General features: G+C 55.7%; 10 protein-coding genes and 2 tRNA genes. 7 read left to right on the top strand and 5 right to left on the bottom strand.

What is annotated here, in order from left to right:
- Positions 1-205: 205 nt before the first annotated feature.
- The 5 genes from BMZ36_RS04300 (at position 206) to BMZ36_RS04280 (ending at position 9,158) form a co-directional block, all read left to right on the top strand.
- Entirely contained in the window at positions 206-4,789 is a 4,584-nt protein-coding gene (locus BMZ36_RS04300) for a PAS domain S-box protein (protein ID WP_091191847.1), read from the top strand.
- 23 nt (positions 4,790-4,812) lie between these two features.
- Complete coding sequence (locus BMZ36_RS04295; protein WP_091191845.1) at positions 4,813-5,442, top strand: CoA pyrophosphatase; 630 nt, start codon at positions 4,813-4,815, stop codon at positions 5,440-5,442.
- A 115-nt stretch (positions 5,443-5,557) separates the two neighbouring features.
- Positions 5,558-7,372, top strand: coding sequence for a translational GTPase TypA (typA, locus tag BMZ36_RS04290; protein ID WP_091191841.1), 1,815 nt, complete (start codon positions 5,558-5,560; stop codon positions 7,370-7,372).
- Between the two features lie 60 nt (positions 7,373-7,432).
- The gene (locus BMZ36_RS04285; protein ID WP_218142631.1) at positions 7,433-7,828 is read left to right on the top strand and encodes an RNA-binding S4 domain-containing protein; all 396 of its coding nucleotides are present in this window, start codon (positions 7,433-7,435) and stop codon (positions 7,826-7,828) included.
- Between the two features lie 58 nt (positions 7,829-7,886).
- A complete protein-coding gene (locus BMZ36_RS04280) occupies positions 7,887-9,158 on the top strand; it encodes a diguanylate cyclase (protein WP_177187774.1) in 1,272 nt (423 codons plus the stop codon).
- Positions 9,159-9,236: 78 nt separating this feature from the next.
- Here BMZ36_RS04280 and BMZ36_RS04275 read toward each other — a convergent pair whose 3' ends face one another.
- The 4 genes from BMZ36_RS04275 to BMZ36_RS04260 are packed head-to-tail and all read right to left on the bottom strand — an operon-like array spanning position 9,237 to position 12,399.
- Positions 9,237-9,701 carry a response regulator gene (locus BMZ36_RS04275; protein WP_177187773.1) on the bottom strand — a complete coding sequence of 155 codons (465 nt, stop codon included), beginning with the start codon at positions 9,699-9,701 and terminating at the stop codon, positions 9,237-9,239.
- Positions 9,702-9,748: 47 nt separating this feature from the next.
- Entirely contained in the window at positions 9,749-10,879 is a 1,131-nt protein-coding gene (gene dapE, locus BMZ36_RS04270) for a succinyl-diaminopimelate desuccinylase (protein WP_091191832.1), read from the bottom strand.
- Positions 10,876-11,220 carry an ArsC family reductase gene (locus tag BMZ36_RS04265; protein ID WP_091191829.1) on the bottom strand — a complete coding sequence of 115 codons (345 nt, stop codon included), beginning with the start codon at positions 11,218-11,220 and terminating at the stop codon, positions 10,876-10,878. The genes dapE and BMZ36_RS04265 overlap by 4 nt, the downstream gene beginning before the upstream one ends.
- Positions 11,221-11,226: 6 nt before the next feature.
- Positions 11,227-12,399 (bottom strand): PilT/PilU family type 4a pilus ATPase, encoded by a 1,173-nt coding sequence (locus BMZ36_RS04260; protein WP_091191826.1) that lies wholly within the window; start codon positions 12,397-12,399, stop codon positions 11,227-11,229.
- Positions 12,400-12,575: 176 nt separating this feature from the next.
- Between BMZ36_RS04260 and BMZ36_RS04255 the strand changes: the two genes are divergently transcribed.
- Both BMZ36_RS04255 and BMZ36_RS04250 read left to right on the top strand, forming a co-directional pair.
- Positions 12,576-12,652, top strand: a tRNA-Arg gene (locus tag BMZ36_RS04255).
- Positions 12,653-12,662: 10 nt separating this feature from the next.
- Positions 12,663-12,738, top strand: a tRNA-Glu gene (locus BMZ36_RS04250).
- A 90-nt stretch (positions 12,739-12,828) separates the two neighbouring features.
- Here the strand turns inward: BMZ36_RS04250 and BMZ36_RS04245 are convergent.
- On the bottom strand, positions 12,829-14,004 hold the full coding sequence (locus tag BMZ36_RS04245; RefSeq protein WP_177187772.1) for an alpha/beta hydrolase: 1,176 nt from the start codon (positions 14,002-14,004) through the stop codon (positions 12,829-12,831).
- Between the last annotated feature and the right edge of the window lie 157 nt (positions 14,005-14,161).

Below are 14,161 nucleotides of genomic sequence, written 5' to 3'. Positions count from 1 at the left end.
AACGCAGCCAGTGGCAGGCAGATGACGTGCGGTCTAATATCCCTAGTAGTCAGTCACGCAAGTTTGTGTCGCTGCTTGGACGTGTTTTCGAGCTCCGGAGGCGCGAAGCAAGCCGCAGTCATGACTAGGATCCGAGCAACGCGTGAGCCCAGATCAGGCACTCACAGCAAGACTATGAACAGGCACTCAAAGGAATAACCGCACAATGCGTTTGCCCAAGACAATTCAAGGCAAGGTATGGCTACTGGCATTTGCGGTTGGCGCAACGGGTTTGCTTGTTACATTGGGGCTGGCGTACTTCGTCCATTTGCAGAACATAGCCAGGGCCCAGGCGGATTTCTTTCGTGCCAGCAGCCAGCTGGAAAAGGAGGCAACACTTTATCTCGATGCAACCACGTCGTTGATGTCCAGTATCCGCGGGTTGGTCGTAACCTTGCAGGGCAAACAGAACCAGAACGATCTGCGCCGTTTCCTGGCCGGACGCAACCTGCCCGAGGAAAGGCCTGGCCTTCTCGGTATTGGCTTCATGCGTTACGTTCCAGCAACCGGGATGGAAAAATACCTTTCCCGGCAAAGAAGAAACGATCCTTCTTTTCGCCTTAAAACCTATGGCGTCTCGGCAGGCAATGGCGATGGCTACATCGTTGAAATGACGGAGCCATATGCGCTGAACAAGCAATCCATCGGTTTTGACAATGCAACGGCGCCCGATCGAAAAGAAAAACTCGATTTGGCCATGCGTACCGGACAAGTCGTTGTCCATGGGCCGGTTTCTCTCGTGTCGGCTCCTTTCCCCGGAAAATATTTCGTTCTCATGCTGCCATGCTATCGCGACGGCATGCCGGTTTCGACGCCAGAGCAGCGTCGGCAAGCGCTGTATGGCTGGGTTTATGCCCCGATCCACCTGCCAGGAATGATGGCCGGCTTGAAGATAAGCGAAGATCAACCGCTGAGGGTGATGCTTTTTTCCGGCGCCACCAAAAATCCGTCATCGCTGTTGTTTGACTCGGACAATGAACAGGAAAGCAAACCACAGGATACTCAGCCTGCGCGCCGGAATTTCGAGCGGGATATTCCGATGCGTTTTGGCGATGCCGAATTCGTTCTTAACGTTTCCACCGACAAAGCGATCGTTCCGTTCGTCCAGCGAAGTTATCCGTTTTCCATCATGCTTGGTGGAACGCTGATTTCGTTATTCCTGGCCTGGTTTGTACTGGCTGCCGGCCATACCCGCAAAATAGCCCTGTTTCTGGCCGAAAAAATGTCGGCAACCGCGCGTGCCCGTGAAGCGCAACTGGAAGCCATTTTCAACAACACGGCTGAATCGATCATCACCGTTGACCGGCAAGGCGCCATACGCAGTTTCAACAGGGCGGCCCAGAAATTGTTTGGTTACGTCGAGGAAGAAATCCTGGGGCGAAATGCGGGGATACTGACTCCGGGACTGATCAATTTCGACGAGGCGCGCATCCGCGAACTCATTGCCAGCACTCCGGAAAAAACACTTGAGGGAACGCTGATTGACCATGAAGGGCGGCGTTTTGTCGCGGAAATCTCGGTTGGCGAATGTATTGCAGGCGAAGACCTGTTTTTCGTGCTCATGCTGAGAGATATCTCCTGGCGCAGGCAACAGGAACAAGAAAAAGCAATGATGCAACACCGTCTGGCTCTAGCGCTTGATGCCGCGGAGCTGGGCGTATGGCAATGGTGGCCGAACAGCAATTATTTCAGCGCCGACAACAAGGCTTGTGCCCTCTACGGGGTCAGTCAGGAGGACTTCACGGGCAGCTTTGCCGAATGGTTCCGGTACATCCACGAAGACGACAGGGAACAGATCGTTGCCTCGCTGCGCGATGCACTGCATTTTCAGGGGCGGCGATCCTTGCTGTTTCGTGTACGGTTGGCCGATGGTGAGTTGTGTTACCAGCATATCCACATGCTGATAGCCGAGGATGAGGACGGCCAGAAAAGCGTTATCGGTGTGGTTCAGGATGTAACGGCGCAAAAAATGCTCGAACAATCGTTGCGCCAATCGGAGGAGCGATTTGCACTGGCAGCGCAAGCCGCACAGGAGGGTATCTGGGATTGGGATCTCGTTTCCGGGCAGATGTGGTATTCCGCCCAGTGGAAATCCATGTTCGGCTATCAGGAATTTGAACTCGATAACACGCTGGCGATGTGGGAAGCGCTTGTTTTGCTGGAAGACCGCGAACGAAGCCTGCAGCTGATCGATGCTTTCGTGCAAGGGCATTCGACCCGCTTTGAAGAGGTTTTCCGCTTCCAGCACAAAGACGGACATGTGGTTTCCGTCCGCAGCAGGCTGGTGCAGCAACGCAACGCCAAGGACGAAGTCATCCGGATAGTCGGGACTTTTGCCGACATTACCGACATGCTGCGCCAAGAGGCGGACCTGCGTGAAAGTCGCGAACGGATCTCGCTTACCATCGACTGCGCGCGGCTTGGAACCTGGGACTGGAACCTGCTGACCAATGAGGTGGTATATGGCGGCAAATGGGGTGAGATGATCGGATACTCGCTCGATGATATCCACCAGAACCTGTTTTCCTGGCAGGTACTGGTGCATCCCGATGACTATGTACGAACCATGGCGGCCCACGAAGCGCACTGGCGGGGGGAGACTCCATATTATTCCTGTGAATACCGCATGCTGGCCAAATCCGGAGAATGGCGCTGGATTCAGGGCGTAGGGCGGGTGGTCAGCCACGATGATCTTGGATGCCCGACACGCATGCTCGGGGTGAACATTGATATCAGCGAGCGCAAGCGTAACGAAATCGCACTTCTGGAGGCGCGGCGCGCAGCAGAAGAGGCCAGTCGTGCCAAGAGCGAGTTCCTCGCGAACATGAGTCACGAAATACGTACGCCGCTGAATGCGGTTCTGGGTTTTTCCACTTTGCTTGCAGAAACAGCGCTGACATCCCGTCAGGCCGATTTCGTGGATTCGATCCACACGGCAGGCGATACCTTGCTGACACTCATCAACGATCTGCTGGATTTTTCGAAGATTGAGGCCGGCCGCCTTGAGCTGGAAGAGATCGATTTCGACCTGCGTAGCGCGCTGGAAGACTCCCTCGATATCGTCACTCCCAAGGCCGCAGCAAAGAACATCAATCTGGCCTTCCTCGTCACCCCGACGGTCCCGCTCTGGGCAAAGGGCGATCCGGTGCGGTTACGCCAGATTTTGCTCAACTTGCTCAACAACGCGGTCAAGTTTACCGAATACGGCGAGGTGGTTGCGCGAGCCAGCATCGTCGAAAGGTCCGACGGGCGAATTCGTCTGCGTGTCGAGGTGCGGGATACTGGCATCGGCATTCCTCCGGAAGTACAAGCAAGACTTTTTCAGCCCTTTACCCAAGCCGACGCCTCGACGACACGCCGTTTCGGTGGCACCGGGCTGGGGCTTTCCATTTGCCGCAGGCTGGTCGAAACCATGCAGGGCGTGCTGGGAGTACAAAGCACGCCAGGGGCCGGCTCCCTGTTCTGGTTTGAAGTGATATTGCATGAGGCCCCTGCCTGTTGCGAATTGAACCTGCTTTCCCAGGAATGCCTGGGGGGCAGAGTATTGATTGTGGAATCCTCCCCCTTGTATCGCGAACAACTGGCAATGCAGCTGGAATCCATCGGCCTGGTGGCCGTCGGATGCGAGAACCTCCGGGAGGCGCAGGCGCTGCTTTCCAAGGAAACAAGTGAAAGTTTTCTTCTGGCGATCGTCGATGCACAGACAGCCCAAGGCGAAGAATATGCCTTCGCACGTCATTTGGCGGGTTCGCCACGCTGGAAAGAATTACCGCTGATCCGCCTCAAGACTGTGCTTGCCTCATTGCCTCTGCATGAAAATCCGGAGGACGTCCTGTTTGTGACAAGTCTTGGCAAACCGATTCACCAGTCGCATTTGCTGCACTGCGTGCGCGACGCTCTGCGCCTGAATGGCAAACAGCAGGAAATGCCTCCTCTCATCAAGGCATGGAATTTGCCGGTCTCTCGCCCCCATATTTTGTTGGCGGAAGACAATCCGGTAAATCAGAGGCTGGCTGCATTGATGCTGGAAGGAATGGGTTGTCAGGTAGATGTGGCGGAAAACGGTAAAGTTGCGCTCACAGCACTGGAAAGCTGGGAATACGATCTGGTTTTGATGGATTGCCAGATGCCGGAAATGGACGGTTTTTCTGCCGCTGCCGCCATTCGGGCAATGCCCGGGGAAAGGGGCTCGGTTCCGATTATTGCCTTGACGGCCAATGCGTTCAAGTCCGATGCGGATCGTTGCATCGCCGCAGGCATGAATGACTTTGTTTCCAAACCTTTTACCCGTGAAACCTTGCTGCGAGCCTTGATCCGCTGGTTGCCGGAATTGACGCCCGATGCGGATGAGATGACTGGAGAGACAACAACCGGAGAAAATCCGGAAATTTCGGATACATCGGATGAACTGCGGGACGATCTGGCCAGCATCGAAATTACTTTTGCCGATCTTCATAAAATGCTGGGCATGGATATGCGCGACGAATTACTGGCATTGTATTTCCCAACGCAAATCGAATGTTTGGCCGCTCTCGAAAAAGCGCTGGACGACAAGCAAGCCGAGGTCGTCCAGACTGTCGCGCACAAACTCAAAGGTGCTTCGATTCAGTTGGGGGCGAAATCCCTGGCTGCGCGCGCCTTGTCTCTGGAGCGAGCGGGCAGGGAAGGGCGCCTCGACGAGGCTGCCGCAGAATACCCGGCCATGAAGAGGCTTGCACAAGCGCTTGCTGCGCAACTGCATCAGGCATGAATCGATACGAAATTGGATAGCGAATGTTGCCGCATGGCGATGAAGCCTTGGCCAACTGGCTGAAAAAACGACTGGAACGGGCAAATGAGTCGGCCGGGCATGATATTGCCGGCATCGAACCGATGTTGCCTGCTGCGGTGTTGATCGGAATCGTCACTCACCTGTCGGGACCGACCGTATTGCTGACCCGGCGAGCCCTGAATCTGAACAAGCATCCGGGACAGGTCAGTTTCCCCGGAGGCGCAATCGAGCCGGAAGACGCCGATGCCGTGGCGGCCGCGCTGCGCGAGACGCATGAAGAAATCGGCTTGATGCCTGAACGGGTCAGGGTACTGGGCGAAATGGGAAGCTATGTCACCGCCAGTGCTTTCCGGGTGACGCCCGTTGTTGGATTGGTACGTCCGGGGTTCCTGCTCAAGCCCGATCCGCGTGAGGTTGCCGAAGTATTCGAGCTGCCGCTTGCCGCACTGATCGATCCGGGGCATTACGAGCGGCGCTGGGTCATGCGTTCCGGCATGCGCGTGCGTTCGCATTTCATCGAACTGGAAGGCATCACGGTTTGGGGCGCCACGGCGGGCATGCTGGTGGGCTTGGGCCGCCTTCTGGGAATGAAAGGCGAGCCGGTCGAGACGGACAAAATACACACCCTCTGAAAATTCCCGCGATCCTGAAACCGGCCCTGCGCAGCTTTGGGTTGTCAGATTGACAATCAAATAGTCATCCGGACATGCTAGAATCCCCGGTTTCCCAAAATACCGGCTGTTCACAATGACCCGCGCCATCCGCAATATCGCCATTATCGCCCACGTTGACCACGGCAAAACCACGCTGGTCGACAAACTTCTGCGCCAATCCGGCACTTTCCGCGACAACCAGCAGGTTGACGAGCGCGTGATGGATTCCAACGATCTGGAAAAAGAGCGCGGCATTACGATTCTGGCCAAGAACACCGCCATCGAATTCGAAGGCGTGCATATCAACATTGTTGACACCCCGGGTCACGCCGACTTCGGTGGTGAAGTGGAACGCGTGCTCGGCATGGTCGACAGCGTACTTCTGCTTGTGGATGCCGTCGAAGGCCCGATGCCGCAAACCCGCTTCGTAACCAAGAAGGCACTGGCACAAGGCTTGAAGCCTATCGTCGTGGTCAACAAAATCGACCGCCCGGGCGCACGTCCTGACTGGGTGATCAACCAGACTTTCGATCTGTTCGTGAACTTGCACGCCACTGATGAGCAGCTGGATTTCCCGATTGTCTACGCCTCTGCACTCAACGGTTTCGCCACGCTGGATATCGATACCCCCTCCGATACCATGCGTCCGCTATTCGAAACGATTCTCTCGCATGTATCCGCACCTGCCGGAGACCCGGAAGCCCCGCTGCAATTGCAGATCGCCCAGCTTGATTACTCGACCTACACCGGCCGCCTAGGCGTTGGCCGCATCCTGAACGGTCGCATCAAGCCTGGCCAGTCCGTAGTGGTAATGAATCACGAAGAGCAGGTTGGCCAAGGCCGCATCAATCAGGTATTGGGCTTTCAGGGGCTGGACCGCGTTCCGGTTGAAGAAGCCGAAGCTGGCGACATCATCATTATTTCCGGCATTGATGATATCGGTATCGGCCTCACGATTTCCGATAAGGACAATCCCATCGGTTTGCCGATGCTGACCGTCGACGAACCGACATTGACCATGGACTTCATGGTGAACTCCTCACCGCTCGCCGGCACCGAAGGCAAGTTCGTTACCAGCCGCCAGATCCGTGATCGTCTGACCAAGGAGCTGCTGACCAACGTCGCGTTGCGCGTCGAAGATACCGATGACACTGATATCTTCCGCGTCTCCGGCCGAGGTGAACTGCACCTGACCATCCTGCTGGAAAACATGCGCCGTGAAGGCTTCGAATTGGCCGTGGGCAAGCCGCGCGTGGTGTACAAGGACATCAACGGCGAAAAGTGCGAGCCGTATGAAAACCTGTCCATCGATCTGGAAGATGGCCACCAGGGCGCTGTCATGGAAGAAATCGGCCGCCGTCGTGGCGAGCTGACCAATATGGAATCGGACGGCCAGGGGCGTACCCGTCTGGAGTACCACATTCCGGCACGTGGCTTGATCGGCTTCCAGGGCGATTTCATGACCATGACCCGTGGTACCGGCCTGATGAGCCACGTGTTTGACGACTATGCGCCGGTCAAGGCCGATATGCCGGGTCGCCACAATGGCGTGCTGATCTCGCAGGAAAACGGCGAAGCCGTGGCCTACGCGCTGTGGAACCTCGAAGACCGCGGCCGCATGTTCGTAAGTCCGGGCGACAAGCTCTATGAAGGCATGATCATCGGCATTCACAGCCGCGACAACGATCTGGTCGTCAACCCGATCAAGGGCAAGAAGCTGACCAACGTGCGCGCTTCCGGTACTGACGAAGCCGTGCGTTTGACTACGCCGATCAAGCTGACCCTGGAGTCGGCCGTTGAGTTCATTGATGATGATGAGCTTGTAGAAATCACACCGCAGAACATCCGTATCCGCAAGCGCCATCTTTCGGAAAACGACCGCCGCAGGGCCATGCGCGCTGCCGAGTGATGCTCAAGCAATCAAATACAAACTCCCCGCCAGCCGGGGAGTTTGTTTATGGAAAGCACCATGAACGATAACGACAAGGTTCGCCTCGACAAATGGCTGTGGGCCGCACGATTCTTCAAGACCCGTTCCCTGGCGACAGAGGCAATCGAAGGCGGGCATGTCCATCTGAACGGCGACAAGGTCAAACCGGCGCGAACCGTGAAAATCGGTGACATGTTGCGCATTCTTGCGACTCACGGCGAATTTGAGGTTGAGGTCGTGGCGCTTGCCGACAAGCGAGGACCAGCGGAAGTGGCGCGCACTCTGTATGCGGAAACGCCGGAAAGTGCCGAAAAACGGGCGCGTGCAGCGGAAGAAAAAGCCTTGGCGCCTCGCTTCGAACATCCCGATGTCCGTGGCCGCCCGACCAAGAAATGGCGCAGACAATTACATTTCTTTGAACGCAATAACTCGTGAACATGAAAGGGCGGGCATCTGCTATGCTGTCAGCAAAATTTTGCTTGACGGTCATTTCATGGGTGAAAATCAACCAACGCTGATCTATCTGGTGACCTGCCAGCAACAACAAGCGGCAGAAATATCCAGTCAACTGGACCTGTTCGGCTTTTCGGTCAAGGTGTTCACCAAGCAAAGCTGGCTATTGGCTGCCATGCACGGCACGCCGCCGGCCGCGTTGCTGGTGGATGAGTCTGGACTGGAAGATGCCCCGCTGTCTCAAGCGCTCCCGCTTGCGGCCAAGCTGGCCAAAGGGCCGGTTCTGTTTATTTCGGAGCCTCTGCCCGTAGTGCGCCAACTGGAGCTGTTGCGTAGCGGCATCACCGATTTCATTGGCAAGCCATTTGACCTCCTGCGCTTGATTGATCGACTGGATCACCTTCTGGAGCGCAGCCATGAAAGCCCATATCGCGTTCTGGTTGTCGACGATTCGGAAACCTCTGCGACGTGGACCCGCACGATGTTGACTCAAGCAGGCATGCAAGTGGCTGTCCTGCACAATCCGCTTAATATCTTCCTCTCGCTGGAGCGTTTCAAGCCGGAAATCATCCTCATGGATGTCTACATGCCGGAATGCACGGGCGACGAAATTGCCCAAGTCGTCCGCCAGCATGCCAGCTACGACAGCATTCCCATCGTGTTTCTTTCCACGGAAACCAGCCGTGGTCGGCAACTGATGGCGCGCAGCATGGGCGGTGACGATTTTCTCGTCAAATCCAGCGATGGCGACGAACTGATTGCCGCCGTGTCCATTACCGCTGCCCGATACCGCCGTTTGCGCCGCTGGATGACCTGCGACAGTCTCACGGGCTTGCTCAACCACACCCATATTACCGATAGCCTGACGCACGAAATTGCACGCGCCAAGGCAGAGCAATCGCCGCTGGCTTTTGCAATGATAGATATCGATCATTTCAAGCAGGTTAACGACAACTTCGGCCATTCGACCGGCGACCGGGTCATCAAGAGCTTGGCTCGATTGCTGCGCCAGCACGTCAGGGAGGCGGCCTTTGCGGGGCGTTACGGTGGAGAAGAGTTCGCAGTGATTTTTCCGGATACCACGCTGATCCGTGCCGCACAGCAAATGGATTACTTGCGCAACCGTTTCTCCGCGCTGGATTTGCAGCGCGGCGACGGGGTTTTTCATGCCACGTTCAGTGCTGGTCTGGCGCGGCTCGATCCGGGCATGAGCAGCCGAGCTTTGATCGAAGCTGCGGACGAAGCACTCTATCGGGCCAAGGCAGCGGGCCGCAATCAGATCGGTCTGGCAAACATGGCCGTTCAGGGCTGAACGGGAATTTTCGCTGTTCGTGAATCAAACTGGCCGCCAGCTTTCCGGGTAGCGGGGCGTTGCCAATGGAAGGCCAAGCTAACTTCCCTCTTGTTGCCCAAGCAGGTTGGCTTGCAGCTCTGCCAGTTTGCGGCTTTCCGCTCTCAAGTGATGATGGTGCGCCAAGCACTGCCCGATGCTGAAAACTAGCTCGTGGTCATCCCAGGGTTTGGCTATGAAGCGATAGATCTGAGCTTCGTTGATTGCACTTATCATGGCTTCGAGATCGGCCTGTCCGGAAAGAAGCATCCGGGACATGTTGGGCTGGATATCGCGGCATTTCTTCAGAAAAGTAATCCCATCTATCTGAGGCATGCGGTAGTCGGCAATTACGAGGTCGAGATCATGCTGGCGCACATACTCGATGGCCTCAAGCGGATCGTGGCAGACTTCCACCTGTAAAGGATAATTCTTTCCTTCGTAGGCGCAGGGCATGCGACCAAGCAGGCGTCGGAGAGAAAACAAGACGCGTTCGTCGTCGTCGACCAGCAGAATGTGATTCATGCGATGTTCTCCCATCCGTCCGCAATCGCGATTCTTCATTTATTGCTTCAGGCAACCAATTTTTCCAGCACCATTTCGTAGACTTTACACAATATTTCCAGGTCGTTGACTGGAACGTGCTCGTCTATTTTGTGAATGGTGGCGTTGAGCGGGCCGAATTCGACAACTTCCGGGCAGTGCTTGGCGATAAAACGCCCGTCGGAAGTGCCGCCGCTGGTGGATAGTTCCGGTGTCATGCCGCAGGTCCCCCTGATTACTTCGCGCAATGCATCGACCAGCGCACCACTGCCTGTGAGATATGGCTCACCGGAAAGCTCCCATTGCAACTGATATTTCAGCCCGTGACGGTCAAGAATCTCGTGCACGCGGGCTTTAAGCCCCTCCTCGGTGCTGGCCGTTGAGAAGCGGAAGTTGAACAATACTTCGACCGTACCCGGAATGACGTTGGTCGCACCGGTTCCCCCGCGGATATTGGAAACCTGCCAGGATGTGGGCGGGAAGAATTCGTTCCCTTGATCCCATTCTGTGGCAGCAAGCTCGGTCAGTGCCGGGGCAAGTCGGTGGACGGGGTTGTCGGCCAAATGCGGATAGGCAATGTGCCCCTGGATACCTTGGACGACCAGCGTGCCGGAGAGTGAGCCACGGCGACCGTTCTTGATCGTGTCGCCCACGGTTTTCTCGCAGGTCGGTTCACCAACGATGCAGTAATCGATGACTTCGTTGCGCGCTTGCAGCGCTTCAACCACCCGAACAGTGCCTTCCACGGCCGGACCTTCCTCGTCCGAAGTCAGCAACAGTGCGATGGATCCCTTGGGATTGGGGTGCTTTTTCAGGAAGTTTTCCACGGCGACAATGAAAGCCGCGACCGAACCTTTCATGTCTGCCGCGCCACGGCCGTAAAGAATGCCGTCATGTACTTCTGCCGCGAACGGAGGGTGTTGCCAGCGCTCGGCCGGGCCGGTGGGAACAACATCGGTATGTCCGGCAAAGACCAAGACCGGGCCGCTTGTTCCGAACCGTGACCACAGGTTAAGCACTTCCTTGTGCGGCATGTGCTCGTTGGCAAAGCCGATTTTTGCCAAGCGCTCGGCGATGTATTGCTGGCAACCGGCATCTTCCGGCGTGATCGAGTTGCGGCGGATCAGTTCCTGGGCGAGGGTAAGGGTCGGGGAGGTCATCGGAATAGGGTCTCGTATTGTTCAGGTTTGAAGCCGATATAAATCCTACCATCTTTGTCAAGAATAGGGCGCTTGATGATGGAAGGATGGGCCAGCATCACTGCCTTGGCAGAATTGGCATCAACAATATTTGCCTGAAGTGCGGTGTCGAGCTTGCGCCAGGTGGTTCCCCGGCGGTTCAGTAGCAACTCCCATCCACACTGCTCGATCCAGGCTTCCAGAAGTTCGGCTGCCATGCCGGATTTCTTGAAGTCATGGAATTCATAAGCCAGCACATGCTCATCCAGCCAAGCGCGTGCCTTTTTGACGGTGGTACAGTTGGTGATGCCGTAGAGCTTCATGGTTTTTTAGTGTAGGGACATGTCGAACATCAAATTGCCACCGTCCTGGTCGTCGCCCGCTTTCTTGTTGGTTTGGCTGCTGGCATTCTTGTCACGCACCACCTGCTCGCGCTCTTCGATGGTCTGCGCGTTGTTGATCATCCAGGAAAGGTTGGTCGCCGAATCGGCGTTGCGCAATGCTTCGTCCAGCTCGATCTCGCCGTCGCGATAGAGGCGGTAGAGTGCCTGCTCGAACGTCTGGGAGCCTTCTGAAAGCGTCTGCTCCATGGCTTCCTTGATTTTTGAAAGCTCGCCGTTGCGGATCAATTCCGCAATGTAGCTGGTATTGAGCATCACCTCCACCGCCGGTATGAGCTTGCCGGCTTTGCCTCTTACCAGTCGCTGCGAAACGACCGCCTTGAGCGAGTTGGAAAGATCATAGAGCAGACTCTCGCGCGCTTCGAGCGGAAAGAAGTTTACGATACGGGAGAGTGAATGGTAGCTGTTGTTGGCATGCAAAGTAGAGATGCACAGGTGGCCTGCCAGCGCGTATTGCAGTGCGTACGACATGGTTTCGCGGTCGCGAATTTCGCCGATCATTAGCACGTTGGGGGCTTCGCGCATCGCGTTTTTCAGCGCCTCGGAATAGCTCTTTGTATCCACACCGATCTCACGCTGGTTGACCAGAGATTTCTTGTGGGTGTAAATGAATTCGACAGGGTCTTCGACGGTCAGGATGTGGCCGTTGTGGTTTTGATTGCGATATTCCAGCATCGCAGAAACCGTGGATGACTTGCCAGACCCGGTTGCGCCTACCAGCAATACGATGCCCCGCTTTTCCATGATCAGGGTCTTGAGCGTTTCCGGCATTCGCAACTCTTCAATGGTAGGCAGATCGGCCCGGATATAGCGCACCACCATGGCTACAGCGCCCCGGCTGCGGAAAATGTTGATCCGGTAATTGCCCACACCGGGGATTTCGTACCCCATGTTGAGTTCCATGTCTCGCTCGAAAGCGGCAATTCTTTCCGGGGACAGCAGTTGGTAGACAAGCTGCTTGACGTGTTCGCCCGAGAGCACCTGATTATTGACCGGATAGCAGGCACCCTGGATCTTGATGACGATAGGCGAGTTGGCGGAAAGGAAAAGATCGGAAGCGTTGCGTTCCGCCATCAATTTAAAAAAGGGCTGGAGATTCATGTGTGGTATCGGATGGAAGCTGTATCCCTTGATTCTAGGTTCTGTAGGCTGGGGTTACAAATAGGGAGTTGGTCAATCGGCGCGCGCTCATGCGATTGCTTCGTTATTTTGAAAAACATCGTTCGCCGTTATTGACAGGCACATGCATGGCTTGTATAGTTCGGCCTCTCAGCAGCGCGCCCGTAGCTCAGTTGGATAGAGTATCTGGCTACGAACCAGAGGGTCAGGAGTTCGAATCTCTTCGGGCGCGCCACTTTGCCTCTGTCCCCATCGTCTAGAGGCCTAGGACACCGCCCTTTCACGGCGATAACCGGGGTTCGAATCCCCGTGGGGACGCCAGTTTTATATAAATCGGCGCACAATCAGTGCGCCGATTTTTATTTGTACCCCCATATCTAATATTCCGATCTCCGCCTCTGTGACCTCACGTCAATCGGCGTCCGCAACTCTGGGTGTCTGCAATTTTTGCGTACGGAAACGGAAGAACTCTCCCGATGAAAGCGGTATCCGTGTCAATTGACTGCGCGAACGGGCTGCGCCTTTATCCCGGAATACTTCAAACAAATCGGAAAGTACGCTGCTGGCGTCGGCATAGTACGAATGCCCCAGTAGACTGGTGTCAACATTGCTGGCGTCGATCGATTCAATTCCGGAAATGACCGTGATTTGCGGGCTTGAATCTCCCAGCCTCTGCCCCTTGTGTAGCACCTTGGAACCTTTCAAGGCGATATCTTCGGATGATGCATAAAGGGTGATGCGTTGTCCTGGCGCAACCAGTCTGGGGGCGATTTCGTTTTTGAAGACTTTGGCATCGATATCCGGCGCCATCAGGATAATTTCCTTGAAGCGCGAGCGTAATCCGGGTTTTTCAGTGAGCAAGCTTGCCAGTGCGCGCGTTGTGGGGCGATTACCCATGCTGTGGGCAATCAGGTAGATCTCTTCCTTATCCAGCCGATGGGCGATATCGCTCAAAAATTGCTTGATCAAAGGCTCGCTTTCTTCGACGGTTTTTTCGTCGTTCCGGTATCCGGGCAAGGTGCCATGAGAAGGCCAGCTATAGAAAATAGGCGCACCTTCGAATCCCAAATCGTACGAAATCTGGGCGGTGCGTTTGGCGGCTTTTTCAAAACTGACGTTGTAGCCATGAATAAATACAAAAGCTTTGGGGCGCTCCCCCGCGCGCGAACGCTTGAGAACCTCACTGAAAAATTGTGTTTTGTCTTGCTGGTTCAGGGATAGCAGCACCAGATGTTTTTCAGGATCGGGGCGAAATTCCAACCGCCAGATGGAAGGGCGCTCCAAGGCGCCCATCCGGTGCTCGCGGGGAATGCTGATATCGATGTTGCCATAGGTTATGCCGCCTGCTTTTTGGCTACCAAAAGCTCGCGCAGGATCACTGCTGCTCATCGGTTTGCGGTCAGTACCAAAATAGACGCGTATCACGGCATGGGTTTGCTGGATTCCCCGGCTGATTCTGGCTGGTCTTGATGCGGCCGAGGACGAAGAAGCGGCCAAAGTTTTGGCCTGCAAACTTGTCTCTTGTGCTTGCAGTGCCGAGTCCGTTTGCTGCGTGGCGCAGCCAGCCAGTAATACGGCTGTACTCACCAAAAAACCAAGCCACCTCATTGCGTAATCCCCATGATTGAGAGTCGCGGATATTGTGGCACTCACACCCCATACAACACAAACGGAGCCCAGTAGGCGGGGTTATCGAGGCCATCCTGGCTGTTGATGAACTCCCGCTTCACCGCATTCAAGGCTT

Origin of the sequence: Formivibrio citricus (assembly GCF_900115065.1) — a bacterium.
GTDB classification, from domain to species: Bacteria; Pseudomonadota; Gammaproteobacteria; order Burkholderiales; family Chitinibacteraceae; genus Formivibrio; species Formivibrio citricus.
Note: the sequence above shows the minus strand (reverse complement) of the source record. Positions and strands in the feature narration are given on the sequence as shown.